Below are 21,467 nucleotides of genomic sequence, written 5' to 3'. Positions count from 1 at the left end.
GCGGGGACGTGGTGAGCATCGGCGCGGTCGCCCGGCGGGTACGGGCGTACGGCGGGCAGTTCCTGCTGCTCGCGGTGCTGACCCTGATCGTCACGCTGCTGATCAGCGGGATGCCCCGGGTCGTCAACCACCTCGCCGAGCAGGGGCTGCGCGAGCACCTGACCGGCCAGCCGGCAGCCCGACGGGACCTGACCTACACCAGTGCGCCGCTGGCGCCCGTCCCCGACGGCGGCTCCCTGACGCAGGCGCGGCAGGCCGAGCTGGACGCGTTGCAGGCCGCCATGCCGCCCCGCATCCGGGAGGCGGTCGACCGGCGCTGGTTCGTCGCGGAGGAGTACGCCCCGCGCCGGTTGACCGGCCCGGACCTGGCGGCGAAGAACCTCCTGGTCGACCTCGGCCTGCGTGCCGCGCCGGGGATCAGCGAGGCCGGCAGGCTTGTCGAGGGGCGCTGGCCCGACGACGCCTGGGAGCCCGGTCAGCCGGTGCCGGTGGCGCTGAGCGCGGAGGTCGCCGGGCGGTTCAACGTGCGGGCCGGCAGTCGACTGGTGCTCCGCCCGCCCGGCGTGGACGGCCCGCAGGTGGTCACCCCGCTGGTCGTGGCCGGCGTGTACGAGCCCGTCGACCCCTCCGACGGGATCTGGGCCGGGCTGCCGTCGTTGCTGGAGGTCGTCGAGCCACCCGGTGACGCCCAGCCGTTCGTCGGCGTCGGGGTGACCACGCCCGCCGTGCTCGACGCCCTGGCCGCCGCCGGGCTGCCGCTGCGGTTCACGTGGCGCTACCGGATGGCCGCCGACGGCATCGGCATCCTGAACCTGACCGAGGCGATCGACAGCCTCCAGCAGATGTCCCGGGAGGTCCCGGCCGACCGCACCCTCGTCCAGGGCTTCGACATCCCGCTGCGGGAGTTCGCCGCCGCCGTGGCCGCCGCCCGTACCGTCCTCGCCGTCATCGCGGCCGGCGCCCTGGCCACCCTGGCCGGGCTGATGGCCCTGGCCGCGACGCTGGCGGTGCGACGACGGCGCGACGAGTACGTCCTGCTGCGCGCCCGCGGCGGCGCCGCCACCGCGGGCGCCCGGCGGAGCCTGGCCGAGTCAGGGCTGGCGATCCTGCCGGCGGCCCTCCTGGGCTGGCTGCTCGGCACGCTGCTGCCGGGGCCGGCCGGGGACACGACGCCGTTCCTCGTCGCGGCGGTCGTGCTGGCCGTCCTGGTCCTGCCGGTGACCACCCTGCTCGCCGCGCCGGCCGGCGCGGTGGCCCGCCGGGACCTGATCCGGCTCCGCCCGTCCGCCCGCCGGCTCACCGTGGAGGTGTTCCTGCTCCTGCTGGCCGCGCTGGCGGTCGTCCTGCTGCGGCGGCGCGGCCTGACCCTCGGCGAGGTCGACCCGCTGCTGGTCTCGGTGCCGGTGCTGCTCGCGGCGGCGGCGGCGGTGCTGGCGTTGCGGGCGTACCCGTGGCCGCTGCGCCTGGTGAGCCGGCTCGCCGCCCGCACCCGCGGCAGCGTCGCGTTCCTCGGCACCGCGCGGGCCGGTCGCTCGGCGGCGGCCACCCCGCTGGTCGTGGTGGTGCTGGCCGTGGCGACCGCGGCGTTCTGCGCGGTGGTCGCCGCCGGCATCGAGTCCAGCCGGGACCGGGTCGCCACCCGGGTCGTGCCGGGGGACGCGCTGGTCAGCGGCGAACGGCTCGCCCCGGACACCGGCGCCCACCTGGAGCAACTGCCCGGGGTGCGGGCCGCCGCGGCGGTGCTGGAGGAGCCGGCGCAGCAGGTGGCGGTGGACCAGGTGGGCACCGCGGCCCGGATCGGTTCGGCGAACGTGCTGGTGGTCGACGGCCCCGCGCTGGAGCGGCTCGTCCGGTCGGCGGGTGTCGACGTGGCGGTGCCCGAGGCGCTGCTCGCCCCGGCCGGCGGGACCGGCCCGCTGCCCGCGGTGGTCTCCCCGGCGGTCGCCGCGGACCTGGCCGAGGCGGGGCTGGAGGACTCTGCCTTCGTCACCGTGCAGGGCCAGCGGTACGAGTTCCGGGTCGCCGACCGGGCGGCGAGCTTCCCGCTGGTGCGACCGGGCAGCGACCGGTTCGTCGTCCTGCCCGGGCAGGCGCTGCCGTCCCGCGCCGCCGACCCGGTGCCGACCGGCTTCCTGGTGGCCGGCGACGACCTCGACGTCGACGCGCTGCGCCGGGTAGGCGACGAGGGCCAGTCCCGCTACCAGAGCGGCGGCGCGGTGACCGGCGGCGAGCGGCCGCGCGGCGTCGACGTGCTCACCTGGGCCGACACCCGCCGCCGGTTGGGCGACGGCGGCGCGAACGGGCTGCTCGCCTTCGGCTTCGTCGCGGGCGCGGCCGGCGGGACGGTGCTCGGTCTGCTCGCTGTCGCCTTCACGGTGCTGGCCGGCGCCCGGGCGCGCGGCCAGGTCCTGTCCCGGCTGCGCACCCTCGGCCTGTCCCGCCGACAGTGGCGAGGGCTGCTGCTGGTGGAGCTGGCCCCGCTGGTGGGCGTGTCGGTGCTCACCGGCGCGCTGGTCGGGGCGGTGCTGCCGCTGCTGCTCACCCCGGTGCTCGGCCTGTCCGCCTTCACCGGCGGCGGCGAGGTCCGGGTGTCGTTCGAGCCCGGCCTGGTGGCCGCGATCGTCGCGCTCGGGGCGGTCGCCCTCGGCTTCGCGGTCGCCGTCGAGGCCCTGAACAACCGCCGGATGCGCCTCGGCGAGGTGCTCCGGCTCGGAGAGGAGAGCTGACATGACCGCTACCGCGGAGACCACGGCAGTGCCGGACCTGGCCGCCCTGCAACAGCGGGCCGCCCAGCGTGCGGCGGAGCGGGCCGGCGGCCGGGACCGGCTGCGCGGCCACATCGTCTGCGACGGCCTGGTCCGGATCTTCAAGACCGAGGGGGTGGAGGTGGTCGCCCTGCAGGGGCTCGACCTGGTCATCGACCGGGGCGAGCTGGTGGCGATCGTGGGGGCCTCCGGCTCCGGCAAGTCGACCCTGCTCAACATCCTCTCCGGGCTCGACACCCCCACCGCCGGCATCGCCCGGGTCGGGGACTACGACCTGCTCAACCTCTCCGCGCGGCGGCGGCTGAGCTATCGGCGCGACATGGTCGGATTCGTCTGGCAGCAGACGGGGCGCAACCTGCTGCCGTACCTGACCGCGCGGGAGAACGTCGAGTTGCCGATGCGGCTGGCCCGCCGGCGGGGTGGCCGGCGGGCCCACCGCGAGCGGGCCCGCGAGCTGCTCGACATGGTCGGCGTGGGCTACTGCGCCGACCGGCGACCCGGGCAGCTCAGCGGCGGCGAGCAGCAGCGCTGCGCGGTGGCGGTCGCGGTGGCCAACGATCCCGAGGTGCTCTTCGCCGACGAGCCGACCGGCGAGCTGGACGAGGCGACGGGCGCCGAGGTGTTCGGGGCGCTGCGCACCATCAACGCCGAGCTCGGCGTCACCGTCGTGGTGGTGACCCACGACCACGCCGTGGCCGGCCAGGTTCGCCGGACCGTCGCGATCCGCGACGGCCGGACCGCCTCCGAGGTACGCCGGACCGCGCGGATCGGCGCGGACGGCAGCACCGACCTGGTCAGCGAGGAGTACGCGGTGCTGGACCGCACCGGCCGGATGCAGCTGCCGGCGGCCTTCGTCGACGCGCTGTCGCTGCGGGACCGGGTGCGGCTCAACCTGGAGCCGGACCACGTGGAGGTCCGGCCGGGCGACCACCCCGGGGACGAGCGGGAGGCCGCGCGGTGAGCGGGCCTGGAACGAGTCGGTACCGCGCGGCCGAGGCGGTCGGCCGCGCCGAGCACAGCGGGGCGGAATCATGAGCGAGCGGGACGTGGTGACGGACGGGCGATCCGACGGGACCGGGACGGGTGCCACCGTCACCGACGAGGTGGTCCGGGTGGAGGGGATCAGCCGCACGTTCGGCCGCGGCGAGCACGCGGTGCACGCCGTGCGGGACGTGTCGTTCTCGGCCGGGCGGGGCGAACTGGTCGCCGTGCGGGGCCGCTCCGGGGCGGGCAAGACCACCCTGCTGAACATGGTCGGCGGCCTGGACCGGCCCGACGAGGGCCGGATCGTGGTGGCCGGGCACGACGTGACCGGCGCCGGCGAGCGGAAGCTGCTGGAGCTGCGGCGAGGCACGGTCGGCTTCGTGTTCCAGACCTTCGGGCTGGTGCCGATCCTCTCCGCCGCCGAGAACGTGGGCGTGCCGCTACGGCTCGCGCGCGTGCCGGCGGCCGAGCGGGAGGAGCGGGTGGCGGTGCTGCTGGAACTGGTCGGTCTCGGCGCGCACGCGGCGCAGCGGCCGTACGAGCTCTCGGGCGGGCAGCAGCAGCGGGTGGCGGTGGCGCGGGCCCTGGTCAACGAGCCGGACCTGCTGATCGCCGACGAGCCGACCGGCCAGCTCGACTCGGAGACGGGACGGTCGATCATGGACCTGCTCCGGGCGGTGGTGCACGCGCGCGGGATGACCGCGCTGGTCGCCACCCACGATCCGACCCTGATCGACCTCGCCGACCGCGTCCTCACCCTCCGCGACGGCCGCCTGGTCGACGGCTGACCGGGGCGGGTCGGGGCCGCTTCGGTCGACGGCCGACCGGGTCGGGGCCGCCCCGGCGCGTGGTGCGGGCCCGCCCCGGCTACCGGAGCGAGGCGGCGTCCGGGCGCGGGCATCGGATGTCTCGTGCGGACCCGCCCGGGTGGCCGGGGCGGATCGGCGTCCGGGCCGGGGGTTCGCCGTCCGGCGCGGGCCGGCCCCGGCGACCGGGGTGGGGCCATCCGGGCGCGGCGTCACGCGTCGTGCTCAGCTGCGGCAGCGACGCCGGTGGTAGGCCACGGTGAGCGCGAGCAGCAGCGGACCCCAGAGCAGCAGCGGGGCGTAACAGGTCACCAGCAGCGCCATCCCGCCGGGGGAGAACTCCATCTCGTCGCCGTGCAGGAGCACACCGATCGCGGCGTACCCCCAGATCAGGATGAGCGCGACGCCGCCGGCGGTGGCGGCGGTCTCGGCGAACGGCGGCGGCACCCGCCGCCCGCCGACCAGCGGCAGCCAGCGTGGGAAGACCTCGCCCCACGGCCGGACCAGCCCGAGCGAGAGCAGCGCCAGCGCCTCCTGGGTCACCGACAGCGACAGGATGTACGCGGCCTCCCCGCCGCCCACCCGGACCGGCTCGCCGTCGATGAACGCGCCGATGGGGATCCCGAGCACCAGCGCGACGCGCCACAGCCCCGACGGGAGGGTGACCAGGGGAATCAGGTGAGCGACCCGCACGGCCCACCGCGGCGCCGGCCGACCGTCCCGGACGTGACCCGGCGGGGTGGGGGCGACAGCGGTGGTGGTGCTCATGACGGACTCCGTTCCTCGGCGGCTGCTCCAGCCTCGCCGGCCGAGGACGGCCCGACACCCCGCTGGCGGGTGAATCGACTCCCCTGCACGGGGGAGCGCCCGGAGTCGCCGCGCGGATCGCGGTCGGTCGGGGCCGGCGGGCAGGTGCCGGGATCAGAGGGAGAGCTTCATGCCCTCGTGGCTGGGGGTGAAGCCGAGGCCGACGTAGAAGCGGTGCGCGTCGGGTCGGGACTTGTCCGTGGTGAGCTGCACCAGGGCGCAACCCCGCTGCTTCGCCTGGTCGACGGCCCAGACCATCATCTGCCGGCCGAGCCCCTGCCCGCGCAGGTCGGAGCGGACCCGGACCGACTCGACGAGCTGCCGCTCGGCGCCGTGCCGGCTGAGGCCGGGAATGTACGTGAGCTGCATGCAGCCGACCAGTTCGCCGTCGGCGTCGGCCACGATGAACTGGTTGCGCGGGTCGGCGGAGATGTCGGCGAACGCCTTCTCGTACGCGGCGTCGACCTCCGTGAAGTCCCGGGACCTGCCGAGCACGTCGTCGGCGAGCAGGGCGAGCACTGCGGGAAGGTCGGCCCGGACGGCCTCGCGGAAGATCACGTCGCTCATGCCGCCAGCGTGACACAGTGGCACGGACCGATGCGCGGGCGGCGCTTGCCGGCACGGGGCAGCATGGTTCCTCATGGACGTCCTGCTGCTGCCGTTCCGGTGGATCTACCGGGGCCTGGTCTGGTTCGCCAACTCGCCGCGGACGCTGATCATCTCCTACCTGCTGATGATCGTGGTGGCCGGGGTCATCTACGGCGAGGTGGAGAACCGCAGCCCGGCTGACGCCGTCTGGTGGGCGGTGGTGACCGCCTCCACCGTCGGGTACGGCGACATCTCGCCGGTCAGCTGGCAGGGCCGTACCCTCGCCGCGTTGCTCATCTCGACCATGGTGCTGCTGGTCATCCCGCTGATCACCGCGCACTTCGCCAGCCAGTTGATCGTCGACGACGACGCCTTCGAGCATGAGGAGCAGGAACAGCTCAAGGCCGACGTCCGCCGTATGCGGGCCCTGCTGGAGGAGATCGCCCTCCGGCAGGGCATCGAGCTGCCCGACCTGCCGCCCGAGCGGCCGGTCAGCGGGCCGGGCAGCGCAGGCCCTCCCTGGGAACGGCCAGGTCGATCAGGTAGGCGTCGACGGCCTCGGTGATGCAGGAGGTCTGCGGGTAGGCGGTGTGCCCCTCGCCCTCCCAGGTGAGCACCCGGCCCACACCGAGCATCTCGGCCAGCTCGCCGGTCTGCTCGTAGGGCGTCGCCGGGTCGCCGGTGGTGCCCACCACCAGGATCGGCGGCGCCCCGTCGGCCCGGCCCGTCGGGTAGGGGTCGCGCCCGCCCGGCCACTCCGTGCAGGAGAGCATGCCGACGGCCAGGGACGGGCCGAACAGCGGGTACTTCGCCCGCCACTGCGACTGGAGCTGACGGATCCGCTCCCGGCTCGGCTTCTGCTCCTCGTCGGCGCAGTTGACGGCGAGGTTGGCGTCGAAGAGATTCGAGTAGCGCCCGTCGGATTCCCGGTCGGCGTACGCGTCGGCGAGGCGGAACACGTCCGCCGGGTCGCCGCCCTCCAGCTTGTCGATGGCGCGGGCCAGCTCCTGCCACCCCTGCTCCGTGTAGAGCGAGGAGATGATCGCGTAGAAGACCCAACCGGCGGTGGCCTCCCGGCCGTCGTCGCCGCGCACGGGGGACACCCGCGCCCTGTCGATGGCCGACGTGACCGCGGCCCGGGCGTCCGGGGCGATCGGGCAGCGGCCGGCGTTGGCGGCACACCACCGGGTGAAGTTGCCGAAGGCCCGCTCGAAGCCCTTGGCCTGGCTCTCCGAACCGGCGATCAGATCCTGCTTCGGGTCGATCGCGCCGTCGAGCACCAGCGCCCGGACCCGCTGCGGGTAGAGCTGCGCGTAGGTGGCGCCGAGCAGGGTGCCGTAGGAGTAGCCGAGGTAGGTCAGCTTGTCGTCGCCGACGGCCGCGCGGACCGCGTCCATGTCCCGGGCGGCCTGCTCGGTGCCGTAGAGCGGCAACTGGTCGCCGTAGCGGTCGCCGCAACCGCGCCCGATCCGCTGGCTGAGCTCCACGAACCCGTCGAAGGACCGCTGGCTACGCGGGTCGGGGTCGTAGCCGAAGTTCGCATCCAGGTCGGCGTCGGAGATGCACTCCACCGGGCTGGACCGGGACACCCCGCGCGGGTCGAAGCCGACGATGTCGAACCGGTCGGTGATCGAGGTGGGCAGCCCGCCGAACGCCGGACCGAAGGAGAGGTAGACCGCGGTGTCCACCCCGGAGCCGCCGGGCCCGCCCGGATTGACCACCAGCGAGCCGATCCGGTCGCGTTGCGCGCTCGACCGCGCCCGCAGCAGCGCGATCTCGAAGGTCTGCCCGGCACCCGGGCCGGCGGCGGCCCCGCCGCCCGTGCCCCAGTTGCGCGGCACCTTGATCCGGGCACACTCGTAGCGCATGTTCGGCGCGCCCCGGCCGACCAGGTCCTCGGCCACCTCGGGGCAGGCCCGCCAGGTCGGCGCGGCGCCCGGCGCGGCGGCCTCGTCCTCGGCCTCCGTCCGGGGCGCGAACGCCGGCAGGGTGCAGCCGGCGACGAGCAGCGCGGCGGCGGCCAGGCCGGCCAGGGCGGGCCGGAACCGGCGGATCCGGGCGAGAGTGCGGGTCACGAGCGGGCCTCCGTGGTCGGGTCGACGGCCAGGCTACGCCGGGCCGGCGGCGGGCTCCGCCGTCACCGTCGGGTCGCCGCGGAGCACCTGGTCCACGTCGAACCGGACCGGCCGATCGAGCTGGTCGTAGCGGCAGGAGCGGGGATCGCGGTCGGGCCGCCAGCGGACGAACCGGGCGGTGTGCCGGAAGCGGTCGCCCTCCATCGCGTCGTAGCCCACCTCGACCACCAGTTCGGGGCGCAGCGGCTCCCACTCCAGGTTGCGGGTGCCCGTCCAGCGGCTGACCCCGCCGGGCAGGCGCTGGCCGCGCTCGTGGTCGCCGTGCACCCACGGATGGTCGGCGCCCACGTCGCGGTAGGGCTCCAGCTCCTCCAGCAGCTCCGCGCGCCGCGCCATCGTGAACGAGGCGCTCACCCCGACGTGGTGCAGGACGCCCTCGTCGTCGTAGAGCCCGAGCAGGAGCGAGCCGACCACCGGACCGGACTTGTGCCACCGGAACCCGGCGACCACCACGTCGGCCGTGCGCGCGTGCTTGACCTTGAACATCAGCCGCTTGCCGGGCTCGTAGGGCAGGTCGGCGGGCTTGGCGATCAGGCCGTCCAGACCGGCGCCCTCGAAAACGTCGAACCAGCGGTGTGCGGTGTCGACGTCGGTCGTGACCTGGGTGACGTGCACCGGCGGGCGCACCTTGGCCAGGGCCGCCGCCAGCCGGGCCCGGCGCTCCGGGTAGGGCCGGTCGAGCATCGCCTCGTCGTCGAGGGCGAGCAGGTCGAAGGCGACGAAGTCGGCCGGCGTGGTCTCGGCCAGCAGCCGCACCCGGGACGCGGCCGGATGCACCCGCTGGGCCAGCAGCTCGAAGTCGAGCCGGGGCTGCCCGCCCGGGCCGTCGCGCCGGATCACGATCAGCTCACCGTCGACCGCGCACCGCTCGGGAAGCTGGCGGCGCGCCTGCTCGACCACCTCGGGAAAGTAGCGGGTCATCGACTTCCCGCCCCGGCTGGACAGCTCCACCTCGTCGCCGTCGCGGAACACGATGCACCGGAAGCCGTCCCACTTCGGCTCGTAGGTCATCCCGGACGCGGTGGGGATCCGCGGGACGCTCTTGGCCAGCATCGGCTCGACCGGTGGACTGATCGGCAGCTTCACGGCGACAAGTCAACCAGACGGCACCGACAGTCGTGAGGCACATCACGGTCGGTTGCCGGGCGGCGTGTCCGCCCGCGACCCGCTCCTGCCTCGCCGGGCGAATCAGAAAACCGCAGGTCAGAGCTACTTTCGCGGGGTGTCGGAGTGGGTCTGCGGCTGCTGCGGTCGGTGGCGGGTCAGCGTCGAGCTGATCCGGGGCCGGCACCGCTACCGGCTGGTGCGCCGCTATCCGGCCCGGTTCGGCGGCGGCAAGGACGTGATCGGTGAGGTCGGCTCGGTGGCGGAACTGGAGGAGCTGCTGCGCCGGCGTACCCCCCTCGGGCTGGCCGACCTGCACGAGGCCGCCTGACCCGACGGCGCCCGACCGGCCGCCGCGTCGCGACCGGCGGCCCTCGCCTGGCCCACCATCGCGCCGCCTCGCCTCGCCTCGCCTCGCCTCGCCCCGCCCCGTCCCGCCCGCTCGGGCGGGTTGACCGCCGAACAGGGCTGGCCGCTCGGGTGTGGCCGGCCGGGCGGGCCGGTCGCGAACCGACCGGCCGGAGGATGCCGCGGTGACGATCCGGCGGGCAGCGTCGTTCCGTGGGAGCGGCGCGCGGGCGCCGCCACGGGGAGGGCGCGCTGATGCGGTTCGAGGCAGGTACGGAGGTGGCCGCCGAGGCCGGACGCGTCTGGGCGGTGCTGGTAGACGTCGAGCGGTGGCCGGAGTGGACGCCCTCGGTGCGTCGCGCCCGGCGGGGGGAGGCGGGGCCGCTGGCGGTGGGTGCCACCGCCCGGCTGGAGCAGCCGAAGCTGCGGCCGGCCGTGTGGCGGGTCACCGAGCTGACCGACGGAGTCTCCTTCTCCTGGGTCTCGCGCAACCCAGGGGTGAGCACCCTTGCCGAGCACCGCGTGCTGCCGCTGGCCGCCGGGCGCACCCGGGTCGACCTGGTCCTCACGCAGTCCGGGCCGCTGGCCGGGCTCGTCGGCTGGCTCTACGGCGACCTGACGCGCCGCTACCTGCGGATGGAGGCCGACGGGCTCAGGCGTCGCTGCGAGCAGGACTGACCACGGCCTTCTCCAGCAGGGCGAGCCGGATGCCGTTCGGGTCCGGCCGGTGCCCGACCACCCGGTAGCCGTGCCGGCGGTACAGGCGGAGGTTCTGCTCGCTGTCGGCGCCGGTGAAGAGCGCGAAGCGGCGCAGCCGGCCGACGCCGGGAGCCGCCGGGGCGGGCTCTCCGGCCGGGGCGGGCTTTCCGGCCGGGGCGGGCTTTCCGGCCGGGGTGGGCTTTCCGGCCGGGGTGGGCTCTCCGGCCGGGGCGGTTTCTTGTGCCAGGCAGGCCGCCTCGACCGCCAGCAGCAGCCGCCCGCCGACGCCCCGCCCCTGCTGGTCGGGTGCGACGGAGAGGCGGCCGACGTGCGCGGTGTCACCGTCGACGTGGGCCCGCACCGAACCGACGAGCCGGTGGCCGAGCCGGGCGGTGAGCACCGTCGCCGGCCCCGCGAGCACCGCCCGCACCTCGTCCAGAGTCTCGGTCAGCGGCGGCAGGAACGGGTCGGCGTAGCGCTGTGCCTCGACGAGGTAAGCGGCACGCTGCACGGTGAGGATCTCCCCGGCGTCCGCCACGCCGGCCGAGGCGATGCGCGGCTCGATGATCACGCCGACAGCCAACCACAACCGGACTCCGCAGACCCCGCCGCACCCGCTCGCCCTCCCCGCCCATGCCCTTTCCGCGTCCCGCCCGGCCGACTCAGCCACCAACCTGGCCGCTTGCAGCCCGGTCGCCGTGGCCCGGTCGGTGTCCGGCCTCGTCCGGCCTCCTGGGCCTGTGCCAGGGCCGTGCTTCCGCGGCCCTGTGCCGGGGCCGTGCTTCCGCGGCCCTGTTTCGGCGGTCGTGCTCCGCGGCCCTGTTTCGGGGGTCCGCTTTCGGGCTCCGCTCCGCGGTCCTGTTCCCGGGCCCGAGCTTCCGGGCACTGCTCCCGGACTCCCGGGCCTTGCTTCCGGCCCTGCTTTGCGCTCCTGCCACTGCTTGGGCGCCCGCTCCCGGGCCGTGCTCCTTGGCACAGGCTCCCGACCTCCTCACCCGGCCTCGCTTCGACGAGATGCGGACAACTTCCCGGAAATAGTGGCTTCCGCACGCCAGGAGGCCACTATTTCCGGGAAATTGCGTACCCGGCTGCCGCCCGCCGCTGCGTACGCGGCTGCCGCCGACGCGGCTGCCGCCGGACGGCCTCGCCAATGCCGGCGTTGGCGTCGTCAGGACGCGTCGGGCCTCTTGCCGACAGTTGAGTTGCCCGGTGCGTACCCCGTCGGCGCCGGCCGTACGCTGGCGTTGTTCCGTCGAGCCGTGGGGGTGCGCGCCGTGCCGGCACTGACCTATCCGCACGTCGGTGCCACCCGCACCGGGGACCTGCCGCCCGGCTGGCGGCACGTGCGGCACCGGGTGCGGCTGCCCGACTCCTGCTTCGGCCCCGCCGGGGCTGCGGTGCTCGGCTGGCGCCTGCACCGGGCGGCCGGCATCCGGATCGACGCGGGCGCCGACCGCGCCGCGCCCGGGGTGGGGGTGGTCTCCCGGCTGGGGGTCGGACCGTTGCGGCTGGCCGCGCCCTGCGAGGTGGTCTGGGCCGTCGACGACGACCGGCGGGCCGGTTTCGGGTACGGCACGTTGCCGGGGCACCCGGCCAGCGGCGAGGAGGCCTTCGTGGTCAGCCGCGACGACGCGGGCCGCGTCTGGTTCGAGGTGATCGCGTTCAGCCGGCCCGACCGCTGGATGATGCGCGCCGCGGGGCCCGCCGGCAGGGCTTTCCAGCATGCGTACGCCTGGTGGCTCGGCCGCACCCTGCGCCGCCTCTGCGCCCGCCCCTGACCCGGGGGCGCGGGAGGCGCATCGCCGCCGGTGAACGGAAGGCCAGGTGGGAGCCCTCCGGCCGGTGGGAGGCAGCGGCTCGTGGACGGCCCCGGCCGGTGGGAGGCAGCGGCTCGTGGACGGCCGGCGCCGGTGGAAGCCGGCGGCCGGCCGACGCAGGGGACCGGTGGGAGCGAGGCGGTCAGAACCTCGCGAAGGAGCGGATGGGCATCCGGGGGCCGTACTTCGGGGCCTGGACGCCCGCTGCCTCGAGCAGCACGCAGACCCGGCCCCGGTGCCCCCGGAACGGCTCCAGCAGCGCCAGCATCCGCGCGTCGTCGCCGCGTGGCTCGCCGGCGAGGGCCCAGGCGACCGTGTTCGGTACGTGGAAGTCGCCGACGCTCACCGCGTCCGGGTCCCCGTACGCGATCCGCACCACCTCGGCGGCGGTCCACGGCCCGATGCCGGCGATGGCGGTGAGCCGGCGGGTGGCCTCGGCGGAGTCCACGCAGCGCTCCAGTCGGTCCGCGACGGCGGCGGCGCGGCGCAGCGTGTCGGCCCGGCGCTGCTCCACTCCGAACGGGTGGAACACCCAGTACGGGGTGGCGGCCACCGCCGCCGGCTCGGGCGGCAGCAGCAGCGGCTGCATCGGCCCGGGCGCCGCCTCGGCGAAGTGACGCACGGTCGCGGCGTACGCCCGGTACGCCTCCTTGCCGGTCACCTTCTGCTCGAAGACCGCGCGGAGCAGCCGGGGGAAGACCTGCCCGGTGGCCGGCATCCGCAGCCCTCGGTGCCGGGCCGCCAGCCGGGCCACCACGGGATGGCCGGCGGCGAGTTCGGCGAACCCGGTGAGGTCGTCGCGCAGCCCGGCGACGGCGTCCGCCCGGTCCACCACCCAGCCGGCGCCCGGGCCGAAGCCCTCGGCCAGCAGGCCGCCGTCGGCCGGTCGCAGCGCGAGGGTGGCCGGCCCGTCGGGGGTACGGGTGGCCCACCAGAAGGTGCCCGCCGCGATCCGCGCGCACGGGTCGTACGGGCTGAAGGTCAGTGCCCGGACCGACGCGGCCAGCCGGTACCCGGCCGGCGGGCGCAGCTCCCGGCGCGCGGCGGGTTCGGTACCGGTCACCCCGCACATGCTGCCACGTCCCGCCGCCGTGGCCGACGGGCACCGCCGTCGCGCGGGCCACCGCCGACGCCGCCCGGCCTGACGAACGGCCGACGCCTGGCGGACCGGCCGACGCCCGGCGGACCGGCCGACGCCCGGCGGTGCCGGGACGCTGGGCGGGTTGCTCTTACGCCCGGTACCGCTTGGCCCGGTGGGCCGGCCGCCGCCCGGCGGTGTCGCGCCGCCCGGCGGTGTCGCGCCGCCCGGCGGTGTCGCGCCGCCGGGCGGTCCGGTGGCCGGCCGCGCCCTCCCCGACGGCGACCGGCCACCGGGCCCGGTGGGGTCAGTACGAGTAGCCGGAGCCGCCCTGCTGGGCCTTGTCGTCCGCGGGCGGGGCGACCGGCTTGGGGGTGCCGGTCGGCAGGCAGCTCAGGTTCTTCTTGCCGTCCGGGGCGACCACGAACCAGGTACCGCCGACGCCCTGGCCCTTCCACTGGCCGGGCTTCTTGTCGCCGATGTAGCGGTAGAGCGGCCAGCCGTCGAGGGTGAGCTGCCGGGTGCCGTCCTGGCGGGTGACGGTGCCGACGTCGTCGTCGGACACGCCGTTGAGCTCCGGGTTGCCGTCGGTCAGCGCCGGCGGCCACACCTGGGCGCACTTGTCGACGCAGTTCGAGGTCGGCGGGTTGTTGGTGTCCTTGTCGAAGCGGTAGAGGATCCAGCCGTCCTGGTCGGTGACCACGCTGCCCATCCGGGCCACCTTCCTGCCGTTGAGTTCCTCGGTGAGTTCGACGTCGGCCGGGGGCGGGGCGTCGGCCGCCGGAGCCTCGGGGGACGCCGAGGTGCCAGGCTCGGCCGACGTGCTGGGTTCGGCCGCGGCGACGGCGACCGGCTCGGCCGCGTTCGGGTTGGCCCCGTCGTAGCCCGCGGGAGCGCAGGCAGTTAGTGCGACCATCGCGCCCGCGACGATGACGGTCCGCTTCAGCTGTGCCACGTGCCCTCCTCATTCTCGGCAGTACGCCGGGTAATACGGCGTGGCCACTGTCAAGGTTGAATGCGGAGTCGTGGTCAATTTCACGAGGACTGGTTGAACCGATGCGGCCCGGAATCCGTGTCCCGGAGTGGGATGACGACTGCCGAGACGGAGTGGGATGACGACTGCCGAAAACTGCACCAACGATTGACTCGGGTCATTGCGGCGGGGCGGCGGCGACCGGCCGGCAGGGGCCGTGTCGCGGGGCGGCGGCGACCGGGCGGTGGGGCGTATCGGCACGGCGAGCAGCGGGCCACATCGCCATCCCGGTGGCCACGTCGCCACCCCGGACGGCTACATCGGTACGGTGACCAGCGGGCTCGCCACCCCGGAGGCGTCCACCGACTGCACCTGGAACTGCTTGATGTCGGCCTTTCGGGTGGACGTGGTGGCCGACAGGGTCAGGGACTCGGAGTTCGCGTTGGTGCCGTAGCCGGCGGTCGGCACCGACCAGGTGGAGATCACCTCGCTGGTGTTGTTCTTCCGCACCACCACCAGCCGGCAGGCCCGCGGCCCGGGCAGTTTCGCCAGGGTGAAGTTCACGCTGGTGCCGAACTGCTTCGAGGCGACGAAGAAGGTGGCCCGCACGCCGGTCGTCTGGTCGGTGACGTTGGTCTGCTCGCCCTCCGCCGGGACGGGGCCGCCCAGGTTCGGGTCGTTCGGGTCGCGGGAACTGGTCACGGTCGGCGGGTCGACCGGCGCCGTCAGGGTCGGCTCGGCCACCACCTCCGGCGCGCTGTCGCGGGCGACGGCGGCGAAGCCGAGGCCGGTCGCCCCGCCGAGGACCACGACCGCGGCGGCCGTGGCGAGCAACTGCCGGAACCGGGCGCGCCGCCGGTGGGTGCGTACCGCGACAAGCGTCCGGTCCAGCAGGGCCGGGTCGGTCTGCGCGTGCTCCATCGCGGCCATCGTCTCGCCGTCGATGTCGGAGAGCATGCCGACGACCGGCACCATCGTCTCCAGCTCGGCAGCGCACGCCCAGCAGGTGGCGAGGTGCTCCTCGAACCGTGCCGTGTCGTGCTCGTCCAGCACGCCCAGCGCGTACGCCGCGACGTCCATGTGGTCCGCCCGGCTCATTCCGTCACCCCCCGTTCCTGCAGAGCCGTGCGCAGCGCGCGCAGCGCGTAGTAGACCCGAGACTTGGCGGTGCCGAGCGGAAGGCCCAGCTCCTCGGCCGCCTCGGGCACCGTTCGCCCCCGGAAGTACGTCGCCACCAGGATCTCCCGGTGCGACTGGCTCAGCGTACGCAGCGCGTCCGCCACGGTCATGGTGCGCAGCACCCGGTCGGTGCTGTCCGCCTCGGCGAACGCGGTCAGGTCCCGGTCGTACGTCTCCGCCGGCCGGGCCTGCTCGCTGCGGTGCTCGTCGATGGCGATCCGCCGGGCCACCGTGACCAGCCAGGGCCGCAGCGAACCCTGCCCCTGCGCGCCCAGCCGGTGCGCGTTGCGCCACGCCCGCAGCAGGGTCTCCTGCACGATGTCCTCGGCGCGCTGCCGGTCGCCGCCGGTGAGTCGCATGACGAACGCCAGCAGCGGACCGGCGTGCTCGGCGTAGAGCAGCCGGATCAGCCGGTCCGAGTGGCCGGCCTCGGCCGACGGCGCCTGGTGGCGTCCGGGGGCGGGGCGCGGCGTCACCGGCCCATTCTGGCGAGGCGCCGGGCAGGCGTCGACCCCGCGGGCCGACGCGCCCGGGCGGGACTGGGACCGCGCGGACATCCAGTCCGGCTGCACCCTGTCGCCGTGCCAACCGGCCGCCACCGCATGCATGCAGACCTCCGGGTGTCCGATGACATCGGCCGTCCCACGCGGGCACGGCCGCCCGTTGGTACGCAGCGCCCCCGCGTACGGATCAACGGCGCACGGAAAAAATTCCGGGCGGCGGCGGGGTCGAGTCGGTCGCGTCGGCGTCGCGGACCACCGGAGCGCCACCGGCGAACCGGTCGAGCTCCTCGCCGGCCAGCACCCGGCCGGGGAACCAGTCCCCGGCGGCGCGCCGGGTCAGCTCCGGCACCGGCGGCTCCACGCGGCCCGCCACCAGCACCAGGTTGCCGTAGCGCCGCCCCCGCAGCACCGCCGCGTCGCCGACCAGGCAGGCCCGGGGCAGCACGGAGCGGACCGTGGCGACCTGCGCCCGCGCGTAGCGCAGCGGCGGGCCGTCCGCGACGTTCGCCAGGCAGAAGCCGCCGGGGCGCAGCACCCGGGCCACCTCGGCGGCGTACTCCACCGAGGTGAGGTGCGCCGGGGTGCGCGCGCCGGCGAACACGTCGGTGACCACCGCGTCGTAGCCGGCGTCCCGGCTGGCGGCGAGCACCTCGCGGGCGTCGGCCACCCGAACCCTGAGCCGGAAGTCCGCCGGCCAGGGCAGCTCCCGCCGGACCAGCTCCACCAGGGCGCCGTCCACCTCGACGATCCGCTGGCCGGATCCGGGCCGGGTGGCCGCCACGTAGCGGGGCAGGGTGAGCGCGCCGCCGCCGAGGTGCAGCACCCGCAGCGGCGCGCCGGCCGGGGCCAGCAGGTCGATCGCGGCGGCGAGCCGCCGGACGTACTCGAACTCCAGGTGGGTGGGGTCGGTCAGGTCCACGTGCGACTGGGGGGCGCCGTCCAGCAGCAGGGTCCACGACCCCGGCCGGTCCGGATCGGGCACCAGCTCGGCCAGGCCGGTGTCCACCCGCGCGGTCACCGTGTCGGCGGCCCGCCGGCGCCCCATCAGCGCCGGGCCCGGGCGGCGGCGGTGAGCACCCGGTGCAGCAGCCGCGCGTCGCCGAGCAGCGCCCTCAGCCGGCGCTCCAGCCCGGCGATCGGGATCAGGTTCTGCGGCGCCCGCGGGTCCTTGTAGGGGGTGGAGGCGAACCGGGGCAGCGTCACCAGCGACAGGTCGGCCAGCTCCACCGCCTCGTCGACGGTCAGCTCCGCGGAGCACTCCATCCGCACGATGCCCGCCCACGGCGCGCCGAGCGCCACCGGCAGCCGCAGATACCACGACCAGCCGCCCCACGCCGTGCCGAGCCTGAACACCGGTGAGCGCTCGCCGGCCGCGAGCCCGGTGACCACCGCCGTCAGCCGGGCGTCCAGGTATTGGCTGTGCTGCGTCTTGATGTAGCCGAGGGTGCGGGGCAGCTGCCGTCGGTTGCGCAGCGGGCCGTCGACCACCAGCAGGTCGCCGTCCGTGCGGGCCGCACCGGAGACCTCCACCTCCAACGCGGTCAGCGGCCCCTGCACGGCGGCGGGGAGCTTGTTCAGCTCGCCCGTGCCGCTGACCCGGTGCACCGGGTAGCGGACGCTGCCCGCGACCACGTCGACCGCCGACGGGCTGGCGGTGAACAGGCCCCGGCCGACCTTCGCCCCGGCGAGCTGCGCCGCGCCGCGCTCCAGGTCGCAGCGGACCACCCCGGCGGCGTACGACGCGGCCAGGCCGGGGAAGGAGGCGCCGTCGTCCTCGGCCGTCCAGACGCTCGCGTCGATCCGGCGCACCCCGTCGACCAGCAGCACCACGTCGGGGGCGCGGACCCCGGGGCGCGGCCCGATCGCCCGCCAGTCCACCGCCGGCAGCTCGGCGTCCGCGTCGACCTGAGCGCTGCTCGGCGCGGCGGGACCGCCGCCCCCCGCCTCGAACGAGGCCCCGTACGCCGGGTCCCAGGCGTCGACGAAGAACCGGGGATCGGTCACCGGAGCGAGCCTCCCGTCACGGACGCCGGGACGCCGCGGCCCCCGCTCACCGGCCGGTCCGCTCGACGCGGGCCGACCGGGCGTCCTTGCTGACCTCGTAGCGGACCGGGATGCGTTCGGCCAACGCCGGCACGTGGGTGACCACCCCGACCATCCGGTCGCCCCGGGCGGCCAGACTCTCCAGGGTGGCGGCCACCGTGTCGAGGGTCGCCGCGTCGAGCGTGCCGAAGCCCTCGTCGAGCACGATCGACTCCAGGCTCGCCGCGGTGGTGGACATCCCGGCGAGCTGCTCGGACAACGCCAGCGCCAGCGCCAGCGACGCCTGGAACGTCTCGCCGCCGGACAGCGTGCGCACGCCCCGGCGCAGCCCGGCGTCGTGGTGGTCGACGACGAAGAACTCGCCCTTGTCGTGGACCAGGTCGTACTGCCCGCCGGAGAGCTCCCGCAGGATGCCGGAGGCGCCGTCGACCAACAGGTCCAGCGCCTCGGCGAGCAGCCAGCGCTCGAAGTTGTTGGCCCGCAGGTGCCCCGCGAGGGCCCGGGCCACCTGCGCCTCGCGCTCGTAGCCGGCTCGCTGCTCGCGCAGCCCGCCGGCCTGCTCGCGGCGGCGCTCCAGCTCGCGCAGCTCGGCCTCGGCGCGCTCCAGGGCGCGGTCGGCGGCGCGTACCGGATCGTCGGTGGCCGGCAGCCCGGCGGCGGTGAGGATGCCAGCGATGCGCTCGCCGACGGCGGCGGCCAGCGCCTCGGCCTCCGCCACGGCGGCGGCCCGTCCCGCCCGCTCCGCGCGGCGGCGTTCCGTCTCCGCGTCGGCCCACCCGGTGAGCGCGGCCCACGCCGCGCCGAGGTCCTCGCGGTCGGCGGCCGGCGGCCCGAACCGGGCCAGCCCGTCGCGGGCGGCGTCGAACGCCCGCCAGGTCGCGCGCAGCCGCTCCTCGGCGGCGTCCACCGCCGCCCGGGCCCGGCGGGCCGCCTCCCGGCCGGCCCGCACCGCCGCCGCCGACTCGTCCAGCGCCCGGCGCAGCCGCGCGTGGTCGTCCAGCTCGCGGCGCAGCACCGCCGGCTCGGCCGCCCCCGCCAACTGCGCGTCCAGCTCGGCCAGCCGGGCGTCCACCTGGTCCTGCCGGGCCCGCGCCCGCACCAGCACCCGTTCCAGGTCGCGGGCCGCCGCGTCGCGCTCCTGCACGACCGCCTGGGCGGCCTTGGTGGCGGCCCGCGCCGCCCGCCCCGCCGCCGTCGCGGCGGCCACCGCCGAATCCGCCGGCACCGCCGGCACCCGCGCCACGGTCTGCTCGCAGACCGGGCAGGTCGACCCGTCGCGCAGATGTGCCCGCAGCGCCACGGCCTGGTCTGTCGCCTTGGCCTCCTCGTGGGCCCGGAAGGCGGCCTCCAGCTCGGCCTCGGCCCGCTCGGCCGCCGCCCGCGCCTGCGCCAGCGCCGCCACCGCCGCGCCGTGCTCGGCCTGCGCTCCGGTCACGGCCGCGCGGACCGTCTCCGCCTCGCCGGCCAGCTTCTCCCGGTCGGTGTACGCCAGCAGCAGCAGCCGCAGCGCGCTCTCGTCGCCGGCGGCGGCCAACTCGCCGCGCAGCTTCTCCTCCCGTTCCTCGGCCAGCGACACCGCCGTCGCCGCCTCGTCGGCGTCGGCCCGCGCCGCGGCCACCGCCCGGGCGACCTCGGCCACCCCGTCGGGCGCGCGGACGGCGGCCAGCACCGCCAGGTCGGCGTCGAGGGCGGCCAGCGCCGCGCCCGCCTCGCGCGCCGTCGCCCGGGCCGCCGCCAGCTCCGGTACGGCGCCCGTCACCGCCCCGACCAGCTCCCGCATCCGGTCGACCTGCCCGGCGGCGGCCTCCAGCGCGGCGTCGTCGACGTCGGCGAGCCCGGCCAGCGCCTGGTCGACCGCCTCCAGCTTCGCCTCGGCCTGGACGGCCCGCGCGGTGGCCCGCTTCTGCACCTCCTCGTAGACCCCGAGGCCGAGGAGGTTGACCAGGATCTGCTGGCGGGTGGCCGGCTTGGCGTGCAGGAAGTCGGCGAACTGCCCCTGCGGCAGCACCACGCAGCTGGTGAACTGCTCGTACGGCAGCCCGACCGCCTCCAGCACCGCCTGCTCCATCTCGGCGGGGGTGCCGGCGACCACCTCGCCGAGGTCGTCCGGGCTCAGCCCGGTGTCGAGCTTGGTCACGTCGAAGCCGGCCGGCATGAGCTGCAACCCGGCGTTGGCCGTCTTCACGCTGCCCCGGCCGTCGCGGCGGACCACCCGGGTCGCCACGTAGCGGGCGCCGCCGGACTCGAAGACCAGCCGGACGCGCGCCTCGGTGGCCGACGGGGCGAGGGCGTTGGCCAGCCCTCGCGTGCCGCCCCAGCGGGGCACCGTGCCGTAGAGGGCGAAGCAGATCGCGTCCAGCACCGTCGACTTGCCCGAACCGGTCGGCCCGACCAGGGCGAAGAAGTCCGCGTCGGTGAAGTCGATGGTGGTCTCGTCCCGGAAGACGGTGAAGCCCGCCATGTCCAGCCGCATCGGCCGCATCAGTGGTCGACCTCCTCGAAGAGCTCGTCGAAGAGCTCCCGCACCCCGTCGTCGGTGTGCCCCCGGCTGTCCAGGTAGTCGGCGAAGAGCTGGCGGGGCGAGCGCCCGGCCCGCTGCGCCACCCGGGTGCCGCTGCCCGGGGCGGGCACCAGCTCGGGGTCGATCCGGATCTCCAGCGCGCGGGGCAGCAGCTCCTGGACCTCCTCGCGCAGCCCGGCCCGCGGCTGCTCCCGCACGAACACCCGCAGCCAGGCGTCCGGCACGTCCATCTCGGCGAGCTGGGCCAGGGTGCCCCGGACCGTCCGCAGGGTGGCCGCGGCGGCCACCGGCACCTCGCGGACCTGCGCCGCCGTGGTCGCGGTGACCTCGACGACGGTCACCGACGGCACGTTCTCCTGCTCGCCGAAGTCGACGGCGAGCGGGCTGCCGCTGTAGCGGATCGGGCACGGGCCCTGCACCCGCTGCGAGCGGTGCAGGTGGCCCAGCGCCACGTAGTGGGCGGTGCCCGGGAAGACGGTCGCCGGCACCGCGTAGCCCAGCACGGTGTGCGCGTCGCGCTCGCCGCCGCCGGTGGTCGCGCCGACCACCGTCAGGTGGGCGGTGACCAGGTGCACCCGGTCGGGCTCGGTGAAGCTCTCGGTCAGCCGGCCCAGCACCCGGCCCAGGTGGTCGGCGTAGGTCTGGGTGGCCTCGGCGGCGGTCAGCTCGTACATCTCCACGGCTCGGATGGCGTAGCGCTGGGAGAGGAACGGCAGCGCGGCCAGCCGCCAGCGCTCCCCGCCGGCGGTGGTGCCGTCGATGACGTGCTCGTCCGGATTCTCCCGGACCCCGCCGCGCAGGGTGATCCCGGCGGCCTCGGCCCAGGGGCGCAGCGCGTCGAGGGCCTGGCCGTTGTCGTGGTTGCCGCCGATGGCGACCACGTCGGCGCCGGTGCGGCGCAGCGCCGTCAGGGCCCGGGTGACCAGCCGGGTGGCCTCGGGCGTCGGCGCGGCGGTGTCGTAGAGGTCGCCGGCGACGATGACCAGGTCGGGCCGCTCGGCCCGGGCGACGTCGATCACCCCGGCGAGGACCTGCTTGTGCTCCTCGGCCCGCGACTGGCCCTTGAGGACCTTGCCGACGTGCCAGTCGGAGGTGTGCAGGATCTTCACGGGTCGCC

The 21,467-nt window shown here is 76.0% G+C and carries 20 protein-coding genes; 7 read left to right on the top strand and 13 right to left on the bottom strand.

All coding sequences use genetic code 11. From position 1 onward, the window contains the following. The first annotated feature begins 8 nt into the window (after window positions 1-8). The 3 genes from GA0070606_RS07885 to GA0070606_RS07875 all read left to right on the top strand — a co-directional run bounded on the left by GA0070606_RS07885 (window position 9) and on the right by GA0070606_RS07875 (window position 4,537). On the top strand, window positions 9-2,726 hold the full coding sequence (locus tag GA0070606_RS07885) for an FtsX-like permease family protein (RefSeq protein ID WP_245724608.1): 2,718 nt from the start codon (window positions 9-11) through the stop codon (window positions 2,724-2,726). A gap of 1 nt (window position 2,727) precedes the next feature. Further along, window positions 2,728-3,726 (top strand): ABC transporter ATP-binding protein, encoded by a 999-nt coding sequence (locus GA0070606_RS07880; protein ID WP_091096381.1) that lies wholly within the window; start codon window positions 2,728-2,730, stop codon window positions 3,724-3,726. A 70-nt stretch (window positions 3,727-3,796) separates the two neighbouring features. Beyond that, complete coding sequence (locus GA0070606_RS07875) at window positions 3,797-4,537, top strand: ABC transporter ATP-binding protein (protein ID WP_091096379.1); 741 nt, start codon at window positions 3,797-3,799, stop codon at window positions 4,535-4,537. Between the two features lie 243 nt (window positions 4,538-4,780). Here the strand turns inward: GA0070606_RS07875 and GA0070606_RS07870 are convergent, their stop codons facing one another. After that, a complete protein-coding gene (locus GA0070606_RS07870) occupies window positions 4,781-5,323 on the bottom strand; it encodes a hypothetical protein (RefSeq protein ID WP_176737267.1) in 543 nt (180 codons plus the stop codon). A 153-nt stretch (window positions 5,324-5,476) separates the two neighbouring features. Beyond that, the gene (locus tag GA0070606_RS07865; RefSeq protein WP_091096377.1) at window positions 5,477-5,929 is read right to left on the bottom strand and encodes a GNAT family N-acetyltransferase; all 453 of its coding nucleotides are present in this window, start codon (window positions 5,927-5,929) and stop codon (window positions 5,477-5,479) included. Between the two features lie 73 nt (window positions 5,930-6,002). Between GA0070606_RS07865 and GA0070606_RS07860 the strand changes: the two genes are divergently transcribed. After that, a complete protein-coding gene (locus GA0070606_RS07860) occupies window positions 6,003-6,515 on the top strand; it encodes a potassium channel family protein (RefSeq protein ID WP_091096375.1) in 513 nt (170 codons plus the stop codon). Here GA0070606_RS07860 and GA0070606_RS07855 read toward each other — a convergent pair. Continuing rightward, window positions 6,442-8,025, bottom strand: a complete 1,584-nt coding sequence (locus GA0070606_RS07855; protein WP_091096373.1) for an alpha/beta hydrolase — start codon at window positions 8,023-8,025, stop codon at window positions 6,442-6,444. The genes GA0070606_RS07860 and GA0070606_RS07855 overlap by 74 nt on opposite strands. Window positions 8,026-8,058: 33 nt before the next feature. Next, window positions 8,059-9,171 (bottom strand): ATP-dependent DNA ligase, encoded by a 1,113-nt coding sequence (locus GA0070606_RS07850; protein ID WP_091096371.1) that lies wholly within the window; start codon window positions 9,169-9,171, stop codon window positions 8,059-8,061. A 136-nt stretch (window positions 9,172-9,307) separates the two neighbouring features. On the opposite strand from GA0070606_RS07850, the gene GA0070606_RS07845 reads away from it, so the two are divergent. Both GA0070606_RS07845 and GA0070606_RS07840 read left to right on the top strand, forming a co-directional pair. Next, entirely contained in the window at window positions 9,308-9,520 is a 213-nt protein-coding gene (locus GA0070606_RS07845) for a hypothetical protein (RefSeq protein ID WP_091096369.1), read from the top strand. A gap of 230 nt (window positions 9,521-9,750) precedes the next feature. Further along, window positions 9,751-10,215, top strand: a complete 465-nt coding sequence (locus tag GA0070606_RS07840) for an SRPBCC family protein (protein ID WP_245724607.1) — start codon at window positions 9,751-9,753, stop codon at window positions 10,213-10,215. On the opposite strand, the gene GA0070606_RS33870 is transcribed toward GA0070606_RS07840, so the two are convergent. Further along, window positions 10,190-10,807, bottom strand: coding sequence for a GNAT family N-acetyltransferase (locus GA0070606_RS33870; protein ID WP_425413031.1), 618 nt, complete (start codon window positions 10,805-10,807; stop codon window positions 10,190-10,192). The genes GA0070606_RS07840 and GA0070606_RS33870 overlap by 26 nt on opposite strands. 703 nt (window positions 10,808-11,510) lie before the next feature. Between GA0070606_RS33870 and GA0070606_RS33190 the strand changes: the two genes are divergently transcribed. Continuing rightward, entirely contained in the window at window positions 11,511-12,014 is a 504-nt protein-coding gene (locus GA0070606_RS33190) for a DUF1990 domain-containing protein (RefSeq protein ID WP_176737266.1), read from the top strand. A gap of 181 nt (window positions 12,015-12,195) precedes the next feature. On the opposite strand, the gene GA0070606_RS07825 is transcribed toward GA0070606_RS33190, so the two are convergent. The 8 genes from GA0070606_RS07825 to GA0070606_RS07790 all read right to left on the bottom strand — a co-directional run bounded on the left by GA0070606_RS07825 (window position 12,196) and on the right by GA0070606_RS07790 (window position 21,459). Then, on the bottom strand, window positions 12,196-13,116 hold the full coding sequence (locus tag GA0070606_RS07825; protein ID WP_091096368.1) for a DNA-3-methyladenine glycosylase family protein: 921 nt from the start codon (window positions 13,114-13,116) through the stop codon (window positions 12,196-12,198). Between the two features lie 322 nt (window positions 13,117-13,438). Further along, a complete protein-coding gene (locus GA0070606_RS07820; protein WP_091096366.1) occupies window positions 13,439-14,086 on the bottom strand; it encodes a COG4315 family predicted lipoprotein in 648 nt (215 codons plus the stop codon). Window positions 14,087-14,419: 333 nt separating this feature from the next. After that, window positions 14,420-15,202 carry an anti-sigma factor family protein gene (locus tag GA0070606_RS07815; RefSeq protein WP_091096364.1) on the bottom strand — a complete coding sequence of 261 codons (783 nt, stop codon included), beginning with the start codon at window positions 15,200-15,202 and terminating at the stop codon, window positions 14,420-14,422. Next, window positions 15,199-15,891: a sigma-70 family RNA polymerase sigma factor gene (locus tag GA0070606_RS07810; RefSeq protein WP_091096362.1), complete on the bottom strand. Its 693-nt coding sequence runs from the start codon at window positions 15,889-15,891 to the stop codon at window positions 15,199-15,201. The genes GA0070606_RS07815 and GA0070606_RS07810 overlap by 4 nt, the downstream gene beginning before the upstream one ends. Window positions 15,892-15,973: 82 nt before the next feature. After that, the gene (locus GA0070606_RS07805; protein WP_091096361.1) at window positions 15,974-16,831 is read right to left on the bottom strand and encodes a spermidine synthase; all 858 of its coding nucleotides are present in this window, start codon (window positions 16,829-16,831) and stop codon (window positions 15,974-15,976) included. Beyond that, window positions 16,831-17,790 (bottom strand): hypothetical protein, encoded by a 960-nt coding sequence (locus GA0070606_RS07800; RefSeq protein WP_091096359.1) that lies wholly within the window; start codon window positions 17,788-17,790, stop codon window positions 16,831-16,833. Before GA0070606_RS07800 ends, GA0070606_RS07805 begins: the two co-directional genes overlap by 1 nt. 46 nt (window positions 17,791-17,836) lie before the next feature. Next, window positions 17,837-20,311, bottom strand: coding sequence for an AAA family ATPase (locus GA0070606_RS07795; RefSeq protein ID WP_091096356.1), 2,475 nt, complete (start codon window positions 20,309-20,311; stop codon window positions 17,837-17,839). Next, a complete protein-coding gene (locus GA0070606_RS07790; protein ID WP_091096354.1) occupies window positions 20,311-21,459 on the bottom strand; it encodes an exonuclease SbcCD subunit D in 1,149 nt (382 codons plus the stop codon). Before GA0070606_RS07790 ends, GA0070606_RS07795 begins: the two co-directional genes overlap by 1 nt. Window positions 21,460-21,467: the final 8 nt, after the last annotated feature.

The organism is Micromonospora citrea (assembly GCF_900090315.1).
GTDB classification, from domain to species: domain Bacteria; phylum Actinomycetota; class Actinomycetes; order Mycobacteriales; family Micromonosporaceae; genus Micromonospora; species Micromonospora citrea.
This window is presented reverse-complemented; position numbering and strand designations above follow the sequence as displayed.